Annotated in this window: 17 protein-coding genes and 1 pseudogene; 11 read left to right on the top strand and 7 right to left on the bottom strand. The window is 45.2% G+C overall.

The annotated features are described in order from the left end of the window. Nucleotides 1-331: 331 nt before the first annotated feature. The 10 genes from BGX12_RS13650 (at nucleotide 332) to BGX12_RS13605 (ending at nucleotide 11,931) form a co-directional block, all read left to right on the top strand. Nucleotides 332-1,690 carry a right-handed parallel beta-helix repeat-containing protein gene (locus tag BGX12_RS13650; RefSeq protein WP_109736597.1) on the top strand — a complete coding sequence of 453 codons (1,359 nt, stop codon included), beginning with the start codon at nucleotides 332-334 and terminating at the stop codon, nucleotides 1,688-1,690. Between the two features lie 64 nt (nucleotides 1,691-1,754). Then, nucleotides 1,755-3,305 carry a type I restriction-modification system subunit M gene (locus BGX12_RS13645; RefSeq protein WP_109736596.1) on the top strand — a complete coding sequence of 517 codons (1,551 nt, stop codon included), beginning with the start codon at nucleotides 1,755-1,757 and terminating at the stop codon, nucleotides 3,303-3,305. A gap of 3 nt (nucleotides 3,306-3,308) precedes the next feature. Then, nucleotides 3,309-4,496 carry a restriction endonuclease subunit S gene (locus tag BGX12_RS13640; RefSeq protein ID WP_109736595.1) on the top strand — a complete coding sequence of 396 codons (1,188 nt, stop codon included), beginning with the start codon at nucleotides 3,309-3,311 and terminating at the stop codon, nucleotides 4,494-4,496. Between the two features lie 95 nt (nucleotides 4,497-4,591). Next, entirely contained in the window at nucleotides 4,592-5,122 is a 531-nt protein-coding gene (locus BGX12_RS13635) for a restriction endonuclease subunit S (RefSeq protein WP_199220785.1), read from the top strand. A gap of 63 nt (nucleotides 5,123-5,185) precedes the next feature. Then, nucleotides 5,186-6,475, top strand: coding sequence for an AAA family ATPase (locus tag BGX12_RS13630; RefSeq protein WP_109736593.1), 1,290 nt, complete (start codon nucleotides 5,186-5,188; stop codon nucleotides 6,473-6,475). Beyond that, the gene (locus BGX12_RS13625) at nucleotides 6,475-7,083 is read left to right on the top strand and encodes a hypothetical protein (protein ID WP_109736592.1); all 609 of its coding nucleotides are present in this window, start codon (nucleotides 6,475-6,477) and stop codon (nucleotides 7,081-7,083) included. Before BGX12_RS13630 ends, BGX12_RS13625 begins: the two co-directional genes overlap by 1 nt. A 3-nt stretch (nucleotides 7,084-7,086) precedes the next feature. Next, nucleotides 7,087-10,254 carry a type I restriction endonuclease subunit R gene (locus tag BGX12_RS13620; RefSeq protein ID WP_109736591.1) on the top strand — a complete coding sequence of 1,056 codons (3,168 nt, stop codon included), beginning with the start codon at nucleotides 7,087-7,089 and terminating at the stop codon, nucleotides 10,252-10,254. After that, nucleotides 10,235-10,603: a hypothetical protein gene (locus BGX12_RS13615; protein WP_146196355.1), complete on the top strand. Its 369-nt coding sequence runs from the start codon at nucleotides 10,235-10,237 to the stop codon at nucleotides 10,601-10,603. The genes BGX12_RS13620 and BGX12_RS13615 overlap by 20 nt, the downstream gene beginning before the upstream one ends. A gap of 2 nt (nucleotides 10,604-10,605) precedes the next feature. Next, nucleotides 10,606-11,085, top strand: a complete 480-nt coding sequence (locus BGX12_RS13610) for a hypothetical protein (RefSeq protein ID WP_109736589.1) — start codon at nucleotides 10,606-10,608, stop codon at nucleotides 11,083-11,085. Nucleotides 11,086-11,160: 75 nt separating this feature from the next. After that, a complete protein-coding gene (locus BGX12_RS13605) occupies nucleotides 11,161-11,931 on the top strand; it encodes a hypothetical protein (RefSeq protein ID WP_146196354.1) in 771 nt (256 codons plus the stop codon). A 164-nt stretch (nucleotides 11,932-12,095) separates the two neighbouring features. On the opposite strand, the gene carB is transcribed toward BGX12_RS13605, so the two are convergent. The 3 genes from carB to BGX12_RS13590 all read right to left on the bottom strand — a co-directional run bounded on the left by carB (nucleotide 12,096) and on the right by BGX12_RS13590 (nucleotide 16,949). Then, nucleotides 12,096-15,359 carry a carbamoyl-phosphate synthase large subunit gene (gene carB / locus BGX12_RS13600; RefSeq protein WP_109736587.1) on the bottom strand — a complete coding sequence of 1,088 codons (3,264 nt, stop codon included), beginning with the start codon at nucleotides 15,357-15,359 and terminating at the stop codon, nucleotides 12,096-12,098. A gap of 151 nt (nucleotides 15,360-15,510) precedes the next feature. Then, on the bottom strand, nucleotides 15,511-16,632 hold the full coding sequence (gene carA / locus BGX12_RS13595; RefSeq protein WP_109736586.1) for a glutamine-hydrolyzing carbamoyl-phosphate synthase small subunit: 1,122 nt from the start codon (nucleotides 16,630-16,632) through the stop codon (nucleotides 15,511-15,513). Nucleotides 16,633-16,658: 26 nt separating this feature from the next. After that, nucleotides 16,659-16,949, bottom strand: coding sequence for a hypothetical protein (locus BGX12_RS13590; RefSeq protein WP_109736585.1), 291 nt, complete (start codon nucleotides 16,947-16,949; stop codon nucleotides 16,659-16,661). Nucleotides 16,950-17,256: 307 nt separating this feature from the next. Here BGX12_RS13590 and BGX12_RS13585 point away from each other — a divergent pair, with 307 nt between their 5' ends. Continuing rightward, a complete protein-coding gene (locus BGX12_RS13585; RefSeq protein ID WP_109736584.1) occupies nucleotides 17,257-19,998 on the top strand; it encodes an ATP-binding protein in 2,742 nt (913 codons plus the stop codon). Nucleotides 19,999-20,109: 111 nt separating this feature from the next. Here BGX12_RS13585 and BGX12_RS15850 read toward each other — a convergent pair. The 4 genes and pseudogenes from BGX12_RS15850 to BGX12_RS13570 all read right to left on the bottom strand — a co-directional run. After that, nucleotides 20,110-20,365, bottom strand: a pseudogene (locus tag BGX12_RS15850) (DDE-type integrase/transposase/recombinase); the annotation flags it as partial. 13 nt (nucleotides 20,366-20,378) lie between these two features. Then, nucleotides 20,379-20,501: a hypothetical protein gene (locus BGX12_RS15955; protein ID WP_255416882.1), complete on the bottom strand. Its 123-nt coding sequence runs from the start codon at nucleotides 20,499-20,501 to the stop codon at nucleotides 20,379-20,381. 144 nt (nucleotides 20,502-20,645) lie between these two features. After that, nucleotides 20,646-20,879 (bottom strand): helix-turn-helix domain-containing protein, encoded by a 234-nt coding sequence (locus BGX12_RS16140; protein ID WP_370245671.1) that lies wholly within the window; start codon nucleotides 20,877-20,879, stop codon nucleotides 20,646-20,648. 437 nt (nucleotides 20,880-21,316) lie between these two features. Continuing rightward, a partial coding sequence (locus BGX12_RS13570; RefSeq protein ID WP_146196352.1) for an ATP-grasp domain-containing protein occupies nucleotides 21,317-22,570 on the bottom strand: 1,254 nt, incomplete at its 5' end.

Genomic DNA, 22,570 nt, shown 5'->3' with positions numbered 1-22,570 from the left:
ATTAAATTTTAGAAAATAGCCCATTTTTTGTTTAATTTAGGCGAAAGTCAACAAAAAAGGGTGGCGAAGCCACCCACACATGTTGATGAAGAGCCCTTTTTTTCAATGGATATTTCTGTTTTCATTGAGTTTTTGTTGTGAAAAAGTTATTGGGCGATGTTTTGCAGCGGAAAATGCCTCCCATTTATTAGAATTTTCCCCAAAAGCCGAAAATGTGTTATTGACGGAAAATGACGCTAGAAAAAAGTATATTCATGCTTAAGCTGATGTTTATCAGATTTCCCTAGGTGATGACGTACTTTTGGAAAACTCTTAATAAAAGGAATTTGTTATGGATAATCTCCAAAAAATTTTAGATAAATCTTCTTCTGAAGATGCTCTTTTGTTTTGTAATCAAAAGTTTTCGTTGGAAGAACTTGTTATTAGGGATGGTCAGAAACCTCGTTTAGAAAATTGTGTTTTTGAAGTAACTAATGGAGTTTGTATCCGTGGCGAAGGAACTAATCCGGTTTTTGTCGGATGCTCTTTTTGTTCTTTAGAAGGCTCCGCTCTTTTTATTTATGAAAAGGGGGCTGCTTCTTTTTTTGAATCAGATTTTTCGTGTGAAATGTACTCGTCGACCATTTGCATAGAGAATTCTGACTTTCGTATAATGTTTAAGGGATGTCAAATTACGGGATTTCCGCAAGCATTGTCTGTTTTAAATTGTCAGCAAATTTTATTTGATAATTGTACTTTTACAGGATCGGTTGTAGATGAATATGAATATGTGATAAAAATAATTGAAAGCAATGTCGATTTTGATTGCTGTGACTTTCGGGATGTGGATGCGCCTCCGTTTTATCATATAAAATCAAAAGGAGTCTTCTCGAATTGTTTGTTCAGAGAAATTAAGGAAATTGCGCATGAAGGTTTTCTTTTTAGATCGACCAGTACGGGTTGTAACGATAAACAAAAAATCATTGAATTACTGGGCTCAAAAAATCCAATTGAAAGAATAGAACAAACAAAAAATACTTTATTTGATTTTATTGATTTGTATATGACGAATTGTTTCTACGGGGAACGTTTTCATGGCTCTGTCTGGGAACATACTAAGCAAGTTATCTTGTATGTTATGGAAAAAGATCATGACTGGCAAGATGTATTGGTTGCATTGTTGCTTGAAGTTGGAATGAAAAATGCTAGAGCAGAAGGTAAACAGAAATTGTTTGGCTTTATTGAAAATAGCGTTAAAATTGCCAACGCATGGCTTTTAAAATTTGATTTTTCCAAGGAAGAGCGCCTCTCTATTTTAAGAATTTTAGAAGGATATTTCGAATTCTTTGAGTTGAAGAAGAAGCAATCTATTTATTGTGTATGGACCTTTGTTAAAAGTCCCATGTTTTCTCGTTTGACTCTTATTGCAGAAGCGGAATGTTTATGTACTCTAAAAGATGATGGAACTCCGTGGATGAATTTTAACGAAATCCTGAGTGATGCAAGGGTGAAAAAATGCTTGAATGCTGATATCCCGGCTCCTGTTGTAACCGAAAAAGATTTTTCTTCAATGAACTGGGATGAAAAACTGTTGTCGATCGTTCTTGATTTGTGCCATGGTTATCAAATCGACTACGGAATAGATTCAAAAGAAGTCCTGGTCAATTTTGTTTTGGAGAGAATGGGCTGGATTGCTCCAAAAAAGGAATGAGGTTGACATTAACCAACAGATAAAGATTATATTTTCATCGGTAAAATCTAAGGATCCAAATTATATGGCAGATAACAAGAAAGAACTGGAACGGGCTGAGTTGCACCGTGCGATTTGGGCTATTGCTGATGACCTTCGTGGGTCTATTGATGGTTGGGATTTTAAGCAGTACGTTCTCGGTATGCTATTCTACCGCTACATCTCTGAAAACTTGGCTTCCTACATCAACAAGGGCGAAGAAAAAGGCTTTGATTACTCCAAACTTTCTGATAAAGAGGCAAAACAGGCCAAGGATGACCTAGTAAAGGAAAAGGGCTTCTTCATTCTGCCGAGCCAGCTGTTCTGTAATGTTCTGGAAAAGGCCGATAAGAACGAGAACTTGAACGAGACTTTGGAATCCGTTTTTAATGCCATTGAAGCATCGGCAAAGGGAACAGCCTCTGAAAGTGATATAGAAGGCTTGTTTGATGACTTTGACGTGAATTCCAACAAACTGGGCAAGAGTGTTGCCGACAAGTGTGCTACCCTCCGCAAGTTGATGCATGGTATTGCCGACATGAAGTTGGGCGATTATCTGGATAACACCATTGATGCCTTTGGCGATGCCTATGAGTATCTGATGGGCCTGTATGCAAGTAACGCTGGTAAAAGCGGTGGTGAATACTACACTCCTCAGGAAGTTTCCGAGTTGCTGGTCAGAATTGCGGTCAATGGCAAGAAGACGATCAACAAGATTTATGACCCGGCTGTAGGTTCAGCATCCTTACTTTTGAAGGCTCGTAAGATTCTGGGTAAGGATGGGGTTCGCAAGGGTTACTTCGGTCAGGAAAAGAACTTGACCACCTACAACTTGGCTCGCATCAATATGTTCCTCCATGACATCAACTACAATAAGTTTGATATTGCCCATGGAGACACCCTGATTGACCCGAAGCACTGGGATGATGAACCCTTCGATGCAATCGTTTCGAATCCTCCTTATTCCATCAAGTGGGAAGGTGACGACAACGCCCTGCTGATTAACGACCCTCGTTTTGCTCCTGCTGGTGTATTGGCTCCAAAGAGCAAGGCTGACTTGGCCTTTGTGATGCACATCCTTTCGTGGCTTGATACCGCAGGAACTGCAGCCATTGTTTGTTTCCCCGGCATTATGTACCGTGGCGGTGCCGAACAGAAGATTCGCCAGTATCTGGTTGATAACAACTATGTGGATGCTGTAATTCAGCTGCCGGACAACCTGTTTTACGGAACAACGATTGCCACTTGTATTCTGGTTCTGAAGAAGTCCAAGAAGGACAATAAGGTTCTGTTTGTGGATGCAAGCAAGGAATGCGTAAAGGTTACGAATTCCAATAAGCTGACCGATGACAATATCCAGAACATTGTTGCTAGCCTGAATGACCGTAAGAACAAGAAATATGAAACCAAGCTGGTTGCCATTGATGATGTCGCAGAACAGGACTACAACCTGTCTGTTTCTACTTATGTGGAACAGAAGGACACCCGTGAAAAGGTGGATATCAAGGTCTTGAATAAGCAAATAGCCGATATCGTAAAGCACGAAGATGAACTTCGCAAGTCCATCGATAAGATTATTGCAGACTTGGAGAAATAGCCAATGAGCAAGATTGCTGATTTGATAAAGAAGTATTGCCCCAATGGGGTTGAGTATAAGACATTTGAAGATGTCTGTGATTACGAACAGCCTAGTAAATACATTGTTGACAGCACCGATTATTCTGATGAATACACGACTCCAGTCCTAACAGCGGGACAAACATTTATCTTAGGATATACGGATGAAAAAAATGGAATTTATTCCGCATCCAAGGATTGCCCTGTTGTGATTTTTGATGACTTTACTGGGGCGTTTAAGTGGGTTGACTTTCCATTTAAAGTTAAATCATCTGCAATGAAAATTTTAACGGCAAAAAATGAAATTTTACTCCGTTATGTATTTCATTATATGGGTGTATTAAATTTCGCATCAAATGAACATAAACGTTTGTGGATTGCAACATATTCAAAGTTTCAAATCCCTGTACCTCCTTTGGAGGTGCAGCGTGAAATAGTCCAGGTACTGGACAGTTTCACGATGCTCACAGCGGAGCTTTCAGCGGAGCTTTCAGCTCGCAAAAAGCAATATGAATTTTATCGTGACCAGTTGCTTTCATTCAAAAAAGTTAGCCCCCCCCTAACTTTGGAGTGGAAAACTTTGGGTGAAATTTGTGACATGAAAGCAGGTAAGGCTATTTCTGCATCAGATATAAGTTCGGAACAGTCGAAAATGTTCCCGTACCCATGCTATGGTGGCAACGGAATTCGTGGTTATGTGGCTTGCAATAATCAAAATGGAGAATATTGTCTAATAGGTCGCCAAGGAGCTTTGTGTGGCAATGTATGTTTTGCTACTGGAACATTTTATGCAACAGAACATGCTGTTGTTGTTAAAAATGATGCCAGACTAAATAACAGGTTCCTGTTTCATTTGCTAACAGCAATGAATTTAAACCAGTACAAATCCCAAGGTGCTCAGCCGGGATTAGCCGTTGGAAATTTAGAGAAATTGAGCGTTCCGGTTCCACCGATTGACATTCAAAAAAGAATAGCTAAAGTTCTTGATAATTTTGAAGCAATCTGTTCTGACCTAAAAATTGGTTTGCCTGCTGAGATTGAACTGCGTAAAAAGCAGTATGAATATTATCGAGATATGTTGCTAAGTTTCGAGCCGCTTGGCACAGTTCTTGCTAAGCAAGCAAGCAAGCAAGCAAGCAAGCAAGCAAGCAAGCAAGCAAGCAAGCAATAATTAGTCTCTATCAGTATGTTTATGGGTATGCAGAAATAACTCTTGGAGATATAGCTTTAGATATGTACCGTGGTAGTGGCATAACGAGAGACCAGGTGACGAACGAAGGTATTCCCTGTGTTCGTTACGGTGAGATTTATACCACCTATGGAATCCATTTTGACAAGTGCGTTTCTCATACAAATTTGGACAATATTCAAAATCCAAAATATTTTGAAAATGGGGATATCATCTTTGCTATTACTGGAGAAAGCATTGAAGATATTGCAAAGTGTACAGCCTATGTGGGAAAGGAAAAATGCCTTGCCGGAGGTGATACGGTTGTGATGAAGCATGTGCAAAATGCAAAGTATTTGTCTTATGCCCTATCCACCACAGATGCCGTTAAGCAAAAAGGAAAAGGCAAAGTCAAGAGTAAAGTAGTTCACTCCAGTGTTCCTTCTTTGGCAGCAATTACAATTCCTCTTCCATCCCTTGCTGAACAAGAACGTATCGTAGCGATTCTAGACCGTTTTGATGCCCTTGTCAATGATATTTCCACTGGCATACCTGCCGAAATCGAAGCCCGTAAGAAACAATACGAGTATTACCGTGATAAATTGCTGACTTTTAAGAATATCTCATAAATCGGTGTATTTTTTTTGTTATTTTAGGGCATGGTATAAAATTGAAAATGAATTGGTTTCTTGATGCTTAAATCAATAGTTACAAAAAATGTTGGTCCGGTTGAATTGAATGTTGAATTCGGTTCGCGTCTTAATGTTTTTACTGGTGATAATGGCTTAGGAAAAAGTTTTTTGCTCGATGCAATTTGGTTTGCTTTGACGCAAAAGTGGCCTGCCGAATCAAATCCAAATTTATCGACTGGATTTGTGGGTCGTCCGAAATTTCCGAGTAAATTGTCAAAGATTAATTTTCAGTTGTCCCAGAAAAACGAAGTGCTCCTTTTTGAAACTGTTTTTAATCGTGAAAAACAGAATTGGGAACTGACTCAAGGTAAAATTTTTCTTGGCAGTACCTGGAAAAGTAGCCTGGTCATTTACGCACTGGCTGACGGTAGCTTTTGCGTTTGGGATCCTGTACGAGCATTCCGCTATGACGGTGTAGATTTTCAAAAAACCAGTAATGTTGCTTTCGCTTTTAATTCCCAAGAAATTTGGAATGGGCTAAAGCAAAATGAAAAAAATACAATCAACGGTCTAATCGCAGACCTGTGCTCGTGGCAAGATAAAAACGGATTTGAATTTAAATGTCTGCTGAAATTGTTAGAGGCTCTGTCTCCTCCAGATTTCAAACTTTCCATAGGTGAGCAGACTAGACTTTCCTTAAACGATGTCCGTAACATTCCTACCATAAAAATGCCTTACGGTAGTGTGCCTGTATTGCACGCCTCTGCTGCAATAAGACGGATTCTTTCCATAGCTTATTGTATAACTTGGGCTTTTAGCGAACATTTAAAAGCTTGCAAAATTACTGGCCAAAAACAAGTTTCGCAAATCACCTTTTTGATTGATGAAGTTGAATCTCATTTGCATCCTAGTTGGCAGAAAAAGGTGATGCGAGCGTTGCTTTCTTCTGTTGAAACATTGCTTAAGGATGTTAAGGGTAGTGCTCAAATTATTGCGACGACTCATTCTCCTTTGGTGATGGTTTCTTTGGAAGATTTCTTTGATCCTGAAAAAGACAAGTGGTTTGATTTTGACTCCGGAAAAAAGGGGACAATTCATTTTACCGAACGTGAATTTACGAAGTTAGGTACCTCTGATATTTGGCTGGAAAGCAAAGCTTTTGATATGGATTCAACCCGTTCAGTTGATTCTTCTAAATTGATAAAGCGGATATATGCTGAACTTGACAATGAACCCGTGGATAAGATTAAAACTAAAAAGATATTTGAAAAAATAGCTTCAAGTCTTTCTCCAACAGATAAGGACTTGTTTTTGATCCGGTACAGGTGTCAAAAGAAAGGAGTCTTCTAATGATACCTGTGACGCCAAAGCCCGAACCTTCTGATTTTGACGAAAAGGTTCGTCAGCCTGGTAAGAAATGGCTTGCGAAACCACAAAATGCAAATGCGAATCCTAGTTCTTATGAGAATTATTGGAAAGAATGTATCCCGGATTTAGAGCGCGAATATGATCAAATATGTGCTTATTTGGGTATTTTCTTAGAAAGGGGAAAAGGTTCTGTTTCTGTAGATCACTTTATACCGAAATCAGATCCGGTAATGGGAAAAAATCTCACTTATGAATGGAGTAATTATCGACTATGTTGTAGACAGGTGAATAGCAAGAAAAATGAGAAAATTCTTCATCTTGATCCTTTCACTATGCAACCGAACTCGTTTTTCATCAATTTCTCTGATGGATGTATTTTTGCGAATCCGCAAAATAAAATTGATGATGAAGACTACTTCAACAATTGTGAGGATGCTATAATAAAACTTAAATTAAATGATAAAGAATTTTGCTGCATGCGAAAAACTCATTATGAAGATTACATTTTATACAATCTTCCTGATGCTTATATGCAGAAGTATTCTCCTTTTGTTTGGCAAGAAATTTGTAGGCAGGGGCTTAAAAAATAATTCATGCAGTACAATACCGTAGCAGAAACATCTGAAGCAACCGTGGTTGCTGAATATACCCCGGCCCGTTCCCGTTCCGATGCCTACCAGAGTGAGGCTGACTTAGAACGTGAATTCATAAAGATGCTTCAAAACCAAGGCTATGGTTATCTGCAAATCCATACCGAAGATGATTTGGTACAAAACCTCAGGACCCAAATCGAGAACTTGAATAATTTCAAGTTTACCGATGGGGAATGGGACCGATTCTTTACGGAATTTATCGCCAACAAGAATGAAGGAATTGTTGAAAAGACCCGGACAATCCAAGAGGATTATGTCAAGACACTAAAGACCGACAAGGGTGCTTCCAAAAACATCAAGCTGATAGACAAGGTGAACATTCACAACAACACTCTTCAGGTTATTAATCAATATGAAGAAGAACAGGGAACCCATAACACCCGATATGACGTTTCAATCCTTGTTAACGGTCTTCCTTTAGTCCATGTGGAACTGAAGCGTAGGGGAGTGGCTATCCGTGAGGCTTTTAACCAGATTGATCGTTATCAGAGAGTTTCTTTCTGGGCTGGTTCCGGCCTCTATGAGTATGTGCAGATTTTCGTAATCAGCAACGGGACTCACACCAAGTATTATTCCAATACCACCCGTAACGCTCATATCAAGGAACTTGCTGTAGGTGGTTCCAAAAAGAATATCAAGACCAGCAATAGTTTTGAATTTACCAGTTTCTGGGCTGATGGCAATAACAAGAATATCCCGGACTTGGTGGACTTCACAAAGACTTTCCTTGCCAAGCACACCATTCTTAATGTTCTTACCAAGTATTGTGTTTTCACTTCAGAAGAATTGCTCTTGGTAATGCGTCCGTATCAGATTACTGCCACAGAACGCATTTTGAACCGTATTACCATTGCCAACAATTACAAGACAATGGGCAAGTTGGATGCTGGTGGCTACATCTGGCACACGACTGGTTCCGGCAAAACCTTGACCAGCTTCAAGACCGCAGTTCTGGCCAGTGGCCTGGATTACGTGGATAAGGTTCTTTTCGTAGTTGACCGTCAGGATTTGGACTATCAGACCATGAAGGAATATGACCGTTTCCAGAAGGGAGCGGCAAATGGCAATAAGTCCACAAAGATTCTCCAGGACCAGCTAGAAGACCGTAATCAGAAGGGCGGTCATCACGAATACAAAATTATCGTGACCACAATCCAAAAGCTGGGTTGTTTCATTACCAAAAACAAGACTCACGATATCTACAAGAAGCATATTGTATTTGTTTTCGATGAATGTCATCGAAGCCACTTTGGTGAACTGCATCAAAAGATTACCAAGACCTTCAAGAATTATCATCTGTTCGGCTTCACAGGAACTCCTATATTCCCCCAGAATGTAGGCAGCAGTAAGAATCCGCTGCTGAAGACTACGGAACAGGCCTTTGGCGATAAGCTGCATCATTACACCATTGTGAATGCAATTAACGATGGTAATGTACTGCCTTTCCGCATAGATTATGTTAATACCGTTCAAGTAAAAAAGAGCCTGGTTGACAAGAAAGTCTCTGCTATTGATACAGAAGAAGCTATGAGCGATCCGAAGAGGATTGCCGAGATTGTTTCCTATGTTCTTGAACATTTTGATCAAAAGACAAAGCGTAATACGTTCTATCAGGTCAAGGACCAGAGACTTTGTGGATTTAATTCCATCTTTGCAACCGCTTCTATCCCCATGGCCAAGAAATACTATGAGGAATTCAAGAAGCAAATTAAGGCAAAGTATTCACCTTTGAAAATTGCCACGGTATTCAGTTATGCGCCCAACGAAGAAGATGTGGGTGGAATTCTGACGGAAGAAGAATTTGAAACTGGGGCAATGAGTAAATCTGATAGAGACTTTCTTGATTCTGCCATTAAGGACTATAACAAGATGTTTTCGATGAATTTCGATACATCAAGTGAAAAATTTTTGGCTTACTACAAAGATATTTCTCAAAGGATGAAGAATAGGGAAATTGATCTTCTGATTGTAGTGAATATGTTCCTGACGGGTTTTGATGCCACTACGCTGAATACTTTATGGGTGGATAAAAACCTTAAACAACATGGATTGTTACAGGCTTATTCTCGAACAAACCGTATTCTTAATTCTGTCAAGACATTTGGTAACATAGTTTGCTTCCGTTCCTTGCAAAAAGAAACGGATGATGCGATTGCTTTGTTTGGCGACAAGGATGCCGGTGGAATCGTTATCCTAAAAACCTTTAGCGAATATTACAATGGTTACAAGGATGACAAGGGCAAGAAACAGCCTGGTTATAAGCAGCTGCTTGATGAATTGAAGACCATGTATCCGCTTGGTCAAGAAATTTTAGGCGAAAAGGCTGAAAAGGAATTTATCCGTTTGTTCGGAGCAGTCCTTCGTTTAAGAAATATTCTTTCTTCTTTTGATCAATTCAATGATCTGGATATTTCAGAAAGAGACTTGCAGGATTATCAGTCTATCTACGTAGATTTGCATGATAAGTATTCGCATCAGCAGAAAGGCTCAAAGGAATCCATCAGGGATGACATTGAGTTTGAATTGGAATTAATCAAGCAAGTTGATATCAATATTGATTACATCTTGGCTTTGGTCGCCCAATATCATGACAGTAACTGCAAGGATAAGAAGATTAAGGCTCAAATCACCAAAGCCCTAAATGCTAGTGTTGAACTCCGCAGCAAACGCGAACTGATTGAAGCCTTTGTGAAGAAGGTTAATGTCGATACCGATGTTGACAAGGATTGGAAGGAGTTTGTCAAGGAACAACAGGAAAACGACCTTGTTCAAATCATTTCTGATGAAAACCTGAAGGAAGAAGAGACAAGGGAATTCATCATCAATTCTTTCAGGGATGGCGAACTGGATGAATCCGGTACAGATATCGCCAATATCATGCCTAGGATGTCCCGATTTGGTGGTGGAATCCGAGCCGAAAAGAAAGCAGATGTCATCGCCAAATTACGTCAATTCTTTGAGAAGTATTTTGGTCTGATTACCTTTGAAGACGAAGATAAAGAATTGGTAAGCAATCTTGTGAAAATGCCTTACAATGCCATTGGAGAATCTTTTATTTCTTCGATGGCAGCTGAGGATAAGGCAGAGTATGATGCTGGTAAGAAGTGATATGACTGGCAATGTACATACTAAGCAATTTGAACCAAAAGAACCCGTACTAAAATGTGGTTGTGGTTCTGTTCCTCAAATACGCTCTTACATGAATGGTGTATTGAGGTTTAAGATGTATTGCCCGGAATGTGAAATAGAGACCACACTATCAGATTCTTGTGAGATTGCGTTAGACCGTTGGAATGTTGCCATGGCTGGTCACGAATCAGTTAATGAGTGGTGTTCCTTGTATGATGACCATGGAGACAATTTGGCTACAGATTTGGATGAAGTTGAGTCAATTATCAAAAAACGTGAAGAAGATTCAAATAAAAAAGAGTCTGTAGTAGGACGAATTGAGAATTGAAAATGAAATACGAAACTACAGTTTATATTCGTGGAAGTGTCGATATTGGAAAATTAAAAGGGCTGGGATATGACCCCAAACCAACCATTGACCAGCGACATATTTTTTTCAATTTTTCTACCGAAAGAGAAGGAAATGAAATCCTTGATGAAATTTGCAACATAAAATCATTTATGCGTGTAATGGTGTATCAAAGAACCGCAAAATCTTTGGCAATTCCATATAATCGAAATATGGTTGCATACGTATATTCAAATCGTCCCACGAATACATTTCCCTGCCGAAAGATGAAATTTGTTCCAAATGAACATTTTTTAGCGAATACTTTACAATACAATGGTATTGTTGAGGGGAATGCTATCATTGAAACGGCATTCTTTAATCTTCTTGACGGTTCATGTGATGGTTTGTCTTCAAGTTATTTAGATGAAAATGAAGCGGACAAGTTTTGGAGTTTTATTACCCCTTCTCATAAGTATTAAATGAGTTTTTCATCAAAAGACATTTATATTCTACTTGGAGCACTAATTCACCTATGCCAACGCATAGAGTGGACAATGAAGTACATGGTGGAACAGGCATGTTTAGAGATGGAATTCAAATCCTTAGAAGAGTTGAAACAGCCTAAACCCTTGGAATTTCATTGGCAAGATAATAGGGATTGCCTTGGTGGAGTTGTCCACGAATACCTTGATAAGTATTATGGAATGCCTGTAGATGACCTTACCGAAGGTGAATTCATTAAATTCCAAAGCAAGTTCAACTTTGTCGATGCTGAAAATCCAGAACAAACAAGGGAACACTACGAAAGACGTGAAGCTGAATTGAAGGAACTTGTTGAAGTCCGTAATTTCCTGGCACATCGATTTGGTTTGGTTTATCATCTGCAAAATGAAAGTAATTGCAAAGAGGCGATGGAATATCTACAACAAGCTAAGGAGGCCATCAAAAAGCATGCAAAAATCATTGGTGATGAAAGACAACGATTGGAATCAATGAAGCGAATGTGTGCATCTTTGTTGCAGTCTTCCTCATTTGTTTCTTCCTTTGAATCGATGCGTCTGACCCAGCAATTATCGGGAAAAGTTGGCAAACTAAAATCATACAATTTCTCCGATATGGGAAACAAGAACATCTTTGATTTTACAGACAATCAGGATGTTATTGATGCTATCATGTACGGAAATGAAGATAAATCACCTTCATACTATGATAGTGTTCCTAAGATGACAAGGTTGGCTCACTTGGAATGTTTGGCCGACATGACTGGAAATAAGAACTTTATTGATGCCGTGGAAAAACAACAAAAATTGATTGGTGTTAAGTAAGTTTTTTTATTTAATCGAATGTTGTGTTATCTGCTTTCGCGTTAGGCCCCGCAGCCCGTATGGGGTCGGACGCGAAGCGGCTGAACGACAAAAAGAGAGACCAGGAATATTTCCTGGTCTCTCTTTTTATAGCGCAAGGGGCCGGCCCGTAAGGGCAACGCCCATTACTTCACGATGTGACGATGATATTCCTGCAGGCTGCAGACTTCGAATCTACCGTAGTCGTGCTTGTCCATGAGGCCTTCGACGGTGGAGGTGAGGGCGGCGATGGTGGTGGTGATAGGCACGCCGCTGACCACTGCCTTGCTGCGCATCTGGATTTCATCGACCATGGCTTCGGCGCCGGTCTCGCTGGTGTTCACGATCCACTGGACTTCCTTGTCGTGGATGAGGTCCAGCAGGTTCGGGCGGCCGCGGGAAATGCGGAACACGGCGCGTGTCTTGATGCCTTCGTTGTAGAGCATGGTGGAGGTGCCGCGGGTGGCGTAGAGGCCGTAGCCCAGTTCCACCAGCTGGCGGATCAGGGGCACTGTGCGGGCCTTGTCCTCGTCCTTGAGGGAGACGAAGATGTTGCCCTGGCCCGGGATGCGGTTGCCGGAGGCCAGCTGGCTCTTGAGGTAGGCAAGGCCGCGGTCGCGATCCAGGCTCATGACTTCGCCGGTGGACTTCATTTCCGGGGAGAGGGTCACGTCAACGCCCGGGAACTTCACGAAGGGGAACACGGCTTCCTTCACGCTCACGTACGGAACATGGACTTCTTCAGTGAAGCCGATTTCTTCGAGGGTTTCGCCCAGCATGCAACGGCTTGCGTAGCTTGCCAGAGGCACGCCGATGGACTTGGAAACGAAGGGCACGGTGCGGGAGGCGCGGGGGTTCACTTCGATCATGTAGAGTTCGCCATCCTTGACGGCGAGCTGCATGTTCATGAGGCCTACCACATGGAGTTCCTTTGCGAACTCCTTGGCGTAGCCGCGGACCTTTTCCTGCAGGTCCTTGCTGAGGGTCATGGGCGGGATGACGCTTGCGGAGTCGCCGGAGTGGATGCCTGCGGGTTCCACGTGTTCCATGATGGCGCCCACCACGGTGGTCTTGCCGTCGCTGATGCAGTCCACGTCAAGTTCGGTTGCGTCTTCCAGGAAGCGGTCGATAAGGATAGGCTTGCCTTCGCCGATGGCTGCAGCCTCTTCCACGAACTTGCGGAGATACTTTTCCTTATAGACGATCACCATGCCGCGGCCGCCGAGCACGAAGCTGGGGCGCACGAGAACGGGGTAGCCGATTTCTTCCACGATGGCGAGGGCTTCTTCCACATTGTGGGCGATGCCGGAAGCGGCCTGCTTGATGCCCACCTTGTCAACCAGCTGCTTAAAGAAGTCGCGGTCTTCGGCAAGGTCGATATCCTCGGGGCTTGTTCCCACCACATTGGCGCCGGCCTTCTTCAGGCGCATTGCCAAGTTAAGCGGAGTCTGGCCACCGAACTGAACGATAACGCCGTAGCAGTTTTCGCGTTCGTAGATGCCCATGACATCTTCGAGGGTCAGCGGTTCAAAGTAAAGCTTGTCAGAAGTGTCGTAGTCCGTTGAAACTGTTTCCGGGTTGCTGTTCACCATGATGACTTCGTAGCCCTGCTTCTTCAGGGTGAATGCAGCGTGGCAGCAGCAGTAGTCGAATTCGATTCCCTGGCCGATACGGTTCGGGCCACCGCCCAGCACCATGATGCGCTTTTTCTTGTCGCGGTTCGGAACTTCGCGGACGGGCTCGGTGTGGTCTGCATAGCAGGAGTAGTAGTACGGAGTGACTGCTTCAAATTCGCCGGCGCAGGTATCTACGGAGTAGTAGCTGGGCTTCAGGCTGATGGCGTTACGTGCGGCCATGACTTCTTCCGGAGTCTTGCCGAAGATGTAGCCGATCTGGATGTCGCTATAGCCGAATTCCTTGGCCTGGCGGAACAGGTCCTTGTCCTTGCAGAGGGCTTCGAGGGAGCCTGCGGCGCGGATTTCGTCTTCGAACTGGGCCAGTTCTTCCAAATGACGCAGGAAGTAACGGTCGATCTTTGTGATTTCGTAAAGCTTTTCGACGTCCCAACCGCGGCGGAAGGCGGCATAGACCACGAAGATGCGTTCTGCACTGGGGCGGGCAACTTCCTTGGCCAAGGTCTCGTCGTCGTAAGCCAGGTACTGTTCGCACTTGGCGCAGGCGCCGAAGCCGCCGAAACCAGTTTCCAGGGAGCGCAGGGCCTTCTGCATGGACTGCTTGAAGTTGGAGCCGATAGCCATGGCTTCGCCCACGGACTTCATCTGGGTGCCAAGAGTGCTGTCTGCCTTGGGGAACTTTTCGAAGGTGAAGCGAGGAACCTTGGTGACGACGTAGTCCAGAGCCGGTTCGAAGCAGCTGGGAGTAGATTGGGTAATGTCGTTCTTCAGTTCGTCGAGAGTGTAGCCCACAGCGAGGAGTGCTGCAATCTTTGCGATGGGGAAGCCGGTTGCCTTGGAAGCAAGTGCAGAGGAGCGGCTTACGCGGGGGTTCATTTCGATAATGATGCGGCGGCCGGTCACAGGGTTGATGGACCACTGAACGTTGGATCCACCGGTTTCGACGCCGATAGCTTCCATGACCTTCAGGGAGTCGTCACGCATGGCCTGGTAGGCGCGATCGTCAAGAGACTGGATCGGGGCCACAGTAATGGAGTCGCCGGTGTGAACGCCCATGGGGTCCAGGTTTTCGATGGAGCAGACGATAACGGCATTGCCCTTCTTATCGCGCATGACTTCCATTTCGAATTCCTTCCAGCCCAGGAGGGATTCTTCGATCAAGACTTCGTTGTTGAGGGAGGCGTCGAGGCCGCGGTTCACGATGGCTTCGAATTCGTCTTCGCTGTGTGCGATACCGCCACCGGTACCACCCAGGGTAAAGCCCGGGCGGATAATCAAAGGCCAGCTGCCGATGGTCTGGGCGATTGCCTTGGCTTCGCTCATGGAGTGTGCGGAACCGGAGCGGGGGAGGTCCAGGCCGATGGAGAGCATGGCGTCCTTGAAGAGCTTACGGTCTTCGGCGCGGGCGATGGATTCGGCCTTTGCACCGATGAGTTCCACGTTGTAGCGGCTGAGAATGCCCTTTTCGTGGAGTTCCATGGCGAGGTTCAGGGCGGTCTGGCCACCCAGAGTGGGGAGCAATGCGTCCGGGCGTTCGCGGCGGATGATTTCGTGGAGAATGTCCACGTTCAGGGGCTCGATGTAGGTACGGTCGGCCATTTCCGGGTCGGTCATGATGGTTGCCGGGTTGCTGTTCACCAGCACCACTTCGTAACCTTCGCGACGCAGCACCTTACAGGCCTGTACGCCGGAGTAGTCGAATTCGCAGCCCTGGCCGATAACGATCGGGCCGGAGCCAATGAGCATAATCTTCTTGAGGTCTGTACGCTTAGGCATATTGTGTATTCCTCTTTAATAAACTTTGTTCAGGTCGCCACTTCGTGGCTTTGAGGTAGATTGAACCTAGAGGTTAGTGGAGAGCCTTTGGCTCTCATCGTGTTGTGCGCCTATGGCGCGATTCTTTACACTAGCCCCTAGCCCCTAAATCCTAGCCCCTCTTAAATTCCTCGATCATCTGCTTAAATTCTTCGAACAGGTAGTAGGAATCGTTGGGTCCCGGAGCGGATTCCGGATGGTACTGCACGCTGAATGCAGGAACGTCCTTGCAGCGGATGCCTTCTACGGTGTTGTCGTTCAGGTTGATGTGGGTGACTTCCACGTTGGCCGGCAAGCTAGTTTCGTCGATGGCGTAGTTGTGGTTCTGGCTGGTAATTTCCACGGCGCCGGTCTTCAGGTACTTGACCGGATGGTTGCAACCGTGATGGCCGAACTTCAACTTGGAAACCTTGGCGCCCAGGGCGAGACCCAAGAGCTGGTTACCCAGGCAGATGCCCATGAGAGGATACTTGCCAAGGAGCTGCTTTACGAGAGCTGCAACCTGGGGTAGAGAGTTGGGGTCGGCAGGACCGTTGGAGAGGAACACGCCATCGGGATTCTTGGCCTGAATCTGCTCGAAGGTAGTGTTGATGGGCATGACGGTCACCTTCATGTCCTGGCTTGCAAGGTCGCGAAGGATGTTGGTCTTGATACCGAAATCCAGAGCCACCACATTGTACTTGCCCTCGGTAGAGAATTCGTAACCGTTGGGGTCGCTGACCACGGAAGCGTAGTCCTGACCGTCCAAGCCGATCCATTCCTTCGCTTTTTGAACCGCGTCGGCCTCGCTCATGTCAAAATTCTCGACATGGAGGTAAGCCTTCTGGGCGCCGTTGTCGCGGAGGTGCAGCGTGAGGGCGCGGGTGTCCACACCTGCAATGCCCGGCTTCTTCTGGGCCTTCATGTAGGAGTCCAGGGATTCTTCGCCCACGTTTTCGGAAGCGTCGCAAAGGTCGTTGATGACGATACCGTTCAAGAAGACCTGGCGGGATTCGGACTTTTCGCTCTTGGCGGAGTAGGCGCCCACTTCAGCGGTGGTGAACACCACGAACTGACCTGCGTAGGAGGGGTCGGTAAGAATCTGCTTGTAACCAGCCATGCCCGTGTTGAACACAGCTTCGCCTACGGTGTCCTTGGCGTCGCCGAATGCGTAGCCGTGGAATACGGTGCCATCTGCCAAGGCCAAAAATGCCTTGCGATCGCGCTTTGCTTTCCAGTTGAATTTATCGTTCATCGTGTTACCTTTTTACTTGTTAATCTCTAAAACCTGATAACATTGCCCGATGTATTCGTCGTCATTCTGAGGCCAGAATGGCCGAAGAATCCATAATGAACCTTTACTGGATCCTTCGACTCCGTGCTGCGCACTTTGCTCAGGATGACGTTCTGCGGGCAAAAAAAATGGCAAAAGCGAAATGCCTTTGCCTTAAAATCACTAGAACTGAAAACAGAAACAGAACCACAAGCCCAGCCGACTTTCTGGATAGCCTTGGCGGTCGGTGCAGCACCCTGGAATGCGTGCTGGAGATTCTGTAGTTCAGTTCTCTTCATCGGGGGAAAAAATAGAAAAGCTCGTTCTCTACGGCAATGGGTGCTAACACAAAAAAATCTGCTTTTTTTGACCCAAAAAAGCCGTTTTCAAGTGCTTGTGTTTTACAAAATATGTATAAAAATACGTAACGAAATCATAATGCTTTGTAAAATAAGGAGTTGAACTGTTTTACAAAAAATGAAAGTATCGAAAAAGGGGAAATTTTAACATTTTGCCCCTTATTTGAGGGATTAGTTGGTTCCGTGATAGGACGATGTTGTGGATTGTATATATTTTTGTTACAAAAGTAAACTATAGTTGGTGTTTATGGAATCCAGTCTTGTTCATGTAATACATGCAGTGTTTTTCTTGCTGATGGATATGTTCGTCTTTGGAAGAGCGCTTGCGAAAAGTAAAAATTCAGCATCTCAAAAAACCTTTAGCCGATTTGCCTTGGTAGTCGTCGTTCTTCAGCTGGCGGCCATGGGCGCCATTCTTTTTGAAAATGGCTTTTTTGGGGAATTCCGTTCCATCGGGTACTTGTTCTATTACTTGTTGGCTGTGCTGCCGTCCATCGTTTCCTGTTTGATCCTGGTATGGGTTATCAGATTGTTCTCCTTGAATGGAGGTCATTTTCCTAAATGGCTGAAAGTCTGCGCTATTGTCCCCATTGTCCTGTTCGCTGTGGTGAGCGTATTTTCCTTTAAGAATCAGTGGGTGATTTATTTGGATGAAAATTATGCGATGCGTCGTGGAGATTTTTATTTCCTCCAGATTCTGGTGTCCTACTCTTATGCGGTTGCAATGATTATCCTTTTAATCCGAGAAAAAATTAAAAGGGCTGATAATTTCAATACCAAGGCTGTTGTTGCGGTTCTGCTTTACATGGTTCCGCCGGTGATTGGATCGTATTTGCAGATATTCGTTGATGCCAGGGGATATTTTACCGTTCTGGGTATTAGTGTCGCCATGATTTTCGTGTATGTTGGAATGTACATGGGCGACGAGGAGGAGCATCGTCGTTTAAAGGACTTGGCGGAGTTCAACGAGAAACTGCAGCTGGTCAACAAGCAGTTGCGTGCGACTATGATGCGTGGTGAACTGCAGGCAAAGACCGTGGCAGAAACGATTCGTGGTGGTTTCAAAATTTCTAAGGTGGACCGCTTGTTTACTTTCAAGTACGTTTCGGAACAATTGGCCCAGATGCTTGGCTACACGGTTCCTGAAATGATTGAAATTTCCGGCGGAAATATGGCCGGGCTGGTGGATCGGGATGAAGTTAGGAATCAGTTGCCTGCAGCGTTTGCGTCGGTCAGCGAAGGAAATCTGTTTACCCTGAATTACAAAGTGCGCTGTAAGGATGGCTCCTGGAAACATGTGGAAGAGCGCGGACGTGTTATCAGGATTGAGGACGCCGAAGATGAAATTTGGAGTGTGACCGTCGATAAGGATGAAATAGTCCAGGTGGAAACAGCTCTAGCCAAGGAGGAAAAGAGTCGTAAGGAACTGGCTGAGTATAGTGACATTATTTCCAATGCCGGTCTTGGCGTCTGGTTTGTTACCTTGAAGGACGGCCAACGTGGCAAGATGCACGGCAATAGCAAACTTTATGAACTGATGGGTATTGATGGTGAATCCATGACCCAGGAAGATGTCCATGACTTCCTGGCTGGTCGCATCCTTCCGGAAGACTTGCCCATATTTGGTGCGGCCATCGAGAAGATGAAGGCGGGGCAGTTTGCGGAAGCACTCTATCGCTGGAAGCATCCGACCAAGGGCTACATCTACAACCGATGTGGCGGTACCGCAGTGCAGCTGCCCGATGGATCTTACCAGCTGAGTGGCTATCATGGTGATGCTACTGAAATCGTGATGAACGAATGTAAACAGCAGGAACTCCTGAAGGAAGCCCTGGTTGCTGCCGAGGAATCTAGCCGAGCAAAAACTGCGTTCCTCAACAATATGAGCCATGATATCCGTACGCCCATGAACGCCATTCTTGGTTTTGCGACCTTGATGGAAAAGGAATGCGATGATCCTGAAAAGTTGAAGGGACATCTTAAGAAACTGAAAAACTCTGGTGATTTCCTTCTTTCCTTGATTAATAACGTGCTGGAAATGGCCCGCATCGAAAGTGGCAAGATGGAAGTGAATGAACGTCCGACGCGCCTGCGGGACAACACGGATACGACGATGAACATTTTTGAGGCATCCCTAAAGGATCGTAATCTGACCTTGACGGCCTCCATGTCTATTGAACACGACTGTGTCTATGCGGATTTGGTTAAGATCCGTGAGGTGATTGTGAACCTTGTGGGTAACGCAATCAAGTATTCCAAGGTGGGCGGCAAGATTGAAACTTCCATGAGGGAAATTCCCTGCTCACGGGAAGGCTACGCCGCTTATGAATTTGTGGTGGAAGACGATGGTATCGGGATGAGCAAGGAATTCCTGCCACACATCTTTGATGCCTTTGTCCGTGAACGCAATTCTACCGAAAGTAAAATTGTGGGTACTGGCCTAGGTATGCCCATTGTGAAGCGATTGGTGGAGCTGATGGGTGGAACCATCCAGGTGGAAAGTACGGAAGGTGTCGGAACCAGATTCTGCTTTACCTTGGAACATCGTATTTGCACTGCAGAAGAATACCGCAGTGAAACTGGTAGTGACGTGGCTGATCTTGGCAAACTTCAGGGCAAGCGAATTCTTTTGGCGGAAGATAACGACCTTAATGCCGAAATTGCGATGACGCTGTTAGTGGAAGCAGGTTTTTCTGTTGAACGTGCAGTGGATGGACGTGTGTGCCTGAGTATGTTGACCGAAAAGGATGCCGGCTATTACGACTTTATCCTGATGGATATCCAGATGCCTAATCTGGATGGTTATGATGCTACTCGTGAAATTCGCCAACTTGATGATGACCGTAAGGACATTCCCATTGTGGCCATGACCGCCAATGCCTTCGAAGAGGACCGTCGTAAGGCGGTTTCATTAGGCATGAACGCTCATGTGGCAAAACCCATCAATATGGATGTGCTGCTCAGCACTTTAGCTGGCTTGATGAAGTAAAACGTTAAACGTTGTTGGACTTGTTGATTTTTTAATAGAGGGTTTTCCGCAAGCCATATTCATTAATCTGACGTTTTAAATATACTCTTTTTTCGTATTAATTGTTAAAGGTTATGCGCTAAGTTTTTGCAAACGGTAGGCAACCGGGCTCATGTACCCCAGGCTGCTGTGCAAACGCTTGCGGTTGTAGAACAGTTCGATGTACTTGAAGATGTCCTCCCGGACTTCGAATATTCTTGCTGATTGCATACCCGATGACTTCCTTGTTGAACAGATCCAGGACAACGGCCAGGTACACCCAACCGAGGTTCGTACGGATATACGTGATATCGCCACACCAGAACTGGTTAAGTCCAAATGGCGCAAATTGTTCAGTTCTCTCAAAAGCTTCGTGCAGCCGTAGATGCAGAAGTATTCCTCAAATACGCTGCGGACTGTCTGAACGAGGTCTGCTTCACGCTGCCGCCGTTGATTTCTCTTGGCTTCTTGCCGTGACCACTCATGGCTACGCCATAGTTGACCTGTCGGCTCGGAAATGACAAAACAAGTTTTGTCGCTTCTCTCGCCTCATAGATTTTTTTTAGGATTTCGATGGTTTCCCTTTGTAGAAAGATCCTCGTCTCAATCATAAAATAAACAAGTTTATTTTACGATATTCGACTTGCGGACTTTTCTTCGGCAAGTTCTTTTTCTCGTTGTTTAAGTTTCCGCTCCAGTTCACGGTTCTTTGTCGCAAGTTCTTCAATGGAGACTCTCTTGAGCCGGCGTTCTTCTTCATAAGACGGTAAATTGTTCTGCTTTCGGTAATCCTGGACCCACCTGCACACGGTATTCGCTGTGACACCGATATCCTTGGCAATCTTGGTAGCGGACTTTTGCAGAAAATTCTACGCCTCGGGCATGCCCTTTTGCAAGCAAGCTTGCAACGGTCGTGCCTCTCGGCTTGTTGATTTTTCGCCCTTCAGGACAATTTTGACCGTTTGAAGCTTCATCTCTTCATTGTAATGGACTCTAGACATTGTTTTATCCTCTATTTTGGAATGAAATGACTTCGTCATTTTGATTCTGCTCCTCGGTCATAAAAACATGTAAACATGTTTTTGCGACACTCGGTTTGGAAATCATTTAACAATGAATATGACTGCATGATTTACCCTCTTATTAAATCACGCCATAGTCCAATATTTCTATCGCAAAAACAAATAGGTGCAAAAAAGAGCCCCGCCTCCTATGAGACGGGACTCTTTTAGTTTAGGCTAGATTCCCGCTTTCGCGGGCATGGATCCTTCGTGCTTACGCACTCAGGATGACGTTTACATTACACTTCTTCAATGCTAGCGTGATACTCCTGCAAGCTCTTCACTTCGCCCTTGCCAGCCTTAGCTGCGGCGATGCCCTTGACGGTGTCGAGAGCGGCAGCGAGGGTGGTGATGTAAGGAGTCTTGTACTTGATGGCAGCCTTACGGATGGCGGATTCATCGGCAACAGCGTCGCGGCGAGCCCACGGGGTGTTGATGATGAGGTTCACCTGCTTGTTCAGGATGACATCCAGAACGTTGGGGCGGCCTTCGGCGATCTTGTTCACCACTTCGCACTTGACGCCAGCCTTTTCGTAGAACTTGGCGGTGCCTTCGGTTGCGTAAATCTTGAAGCCCAGTTCCTGGAAACGTTGACCCACTTCGATAGCCTGGTCGCAGAGGTTGGTCTTGTCAGACAAACTAATCAGCACGGCACCGGAAGACGGCAGGATGGAGCCTGCAGCTTCCTGGCTCTTGTAGTAAGCCAGGGCGAAGTCTTCGGAGAGGCCCAGCACTTCACCGGTGGAACGCATTTCAGGACCGAGAACCGGGTCAACCTTGGGGAACTTGTCAAACGGGAACACAGCTTCCTTGGCGCCGTGGTGCTTGAACTTCTTGTCCTTCAGCTTCAAATCTTCCAGCTTTTCACCCATCATGAGGCGGGTTGCAAGGCGGGCCATCTGAGTGTTACAGACCTTGGAGACCAGAGGCACGGTACGGGATGCGCGGGGGTTGGCTTCCAGAACGAAAACCTTGCCGTCTTCGATAGCGTACTGCATGTTCATGAGACCGCAAACGTGGAGGGATTCTGCAATCTTGCGAGTGTAATCCTTGATTGTCTTCAGGTTTGCTTCGGTAATGGTTACCGGCGGAATAATGCAGGCAGAGTCACCGGAGTGGACACCTGCAAGTTCCACGTGTTCCATCACGGACGGAATGTAAACGTGTTCGCCATCAGAGAGGGCGTCGGCTTCGCATTCCAGAGTGTTGTGGAGGAAACGGTCGATGAGGAGCGGGCGATCCGGAGTAACGCCAACAGCCTTGGCAACGTATTCGCGGAGCATGTTTTCGTCGTAGATGACTTCCATGCCGCGGCCGCCAAGCACGAAGCTGGGGCGGATCATCACAGGGTAGCCACCGATCTGCTTGACGCAAGCGAGGGCTTCGTCAATGTTGGTAGCCATGCCGCTTTCGGGCATGGGGATTTCCAGCTGGTCCATCATCTTGCGGAACAGGTCGCGGTCTTCAGCGATATCGATGGAATCGATGCTGGT

The organism is Fibrobacter sp. UWR4 (assembly GCF_003149045.1).
Classification (GTDB): Bacteria; Fibrobacterota; Fibrobacteria; order Fibrobacterales; family Fibrobacteraceae; genus Fibrobacter.
This window is presented reverse-complemented; position numbering and strand designations above follow the sequence as displayed.

Excerpts from the sequence above, each read along its gene's own strand:
- BGX12_RS13650 (WP_109736597.1), top strand. The coding sequence starts at position 332 with ATGGATAATCTCCAAAAAATTTTAGATAAATCTTCTTCTGAAGATGCT.
- BGX12_RS13620 (WP_109736591.1), top strand. The coding sequence starts at position 7,087 with ATGCAGTACAATACCGTAGCAGAAACATCTGAAGCAACCGTGGTTGCT.
- carB (WP_109736587.1), bottom strand. The coding sequence starts at position 15,359 with ATGCCTAAGCGTACAGACCTCAAGAAGATTATGCTCATTGGCTCCGGC.
- BGX12_RS13630 (WP_109736593.1), top strand. The coding sequence starts at position 5,186 with ATGCTTAAATCAATAGTTACAAAAAATGTTGGTCCGGTTGAATTGAAT.
- BGX12_RS13605 (WP_146196354.1), top strand. The coding sequence starts at position 11,161 with ATGAAGTACATGGTGGAACAGGCATGTTTAGAGATGGAATTCAAATCC.
- BGX12_RS13585 (WP_109736584.1), top strand. The coding sequence starts at position 17,257 with ATGGAATCCAGTCTTGTTCATGTAATACATGCAGTGTTTTTCTTGCTG.
- BGX12_RS13590 (WP_109736585.1), bottom strand. The coding sequence starts at position 16,949 with ATGAAGAGAACTGAACTACAGAATCTCCAGCACGCATTCCAGGGTGCT.
- BGX12_RS13640 (WP_109736595.1), top strand. The coding sequence starts at position 3,309 with ATGAGCAAGATTGCTGATTTGATAAAGAAGTATTGCCCCAATGGGGTT.
- BGX12_RS13645 (WP_109736596.1), top strand. The coding sequence starts at position 1,755 with ATGGCAGATAACAAGAAAGAACTGGAACGGGCTGAGTTGCACCGTGCG.
- BGX12_RS13610 (WP_109736589.1), top strand. The coding sequence starts at position 10,606 with ATGAAATACGAAACTACAGTTTATATTCGTGGAAGTGTCGATATTGGA.
- BGX12_RS15955 (WP_255416882.1), bottom strand. The coding sequence starts at position 20,501 with ATGAGTGGTCACGGCAAGAAGCCAAGAGAAATCAACGGCGGCAGCGTG.
- carA (WP_109736586.1), bottom strand. The coding sequence starts at position 16,632 with ATGAACGATAAATTCAACTGGAAAGCAAAGCGCGATCGCAAGGCATTT.
- BGX12_RS13615 (WP_146196355.1), top strand. The coding sequence starts at position 10,235 with ATGATGCTGGTAAGAAGTGATATGACTGGCAATGTACATACTAAGCAA.
- BGX12_RS13625 (WP_109736592.1), top strand. The coding sequence starts at position 6,475 with ATGATACCTGTGACGCCAAAGCCCGAACCTTCTGATTTTGACGAAAAG.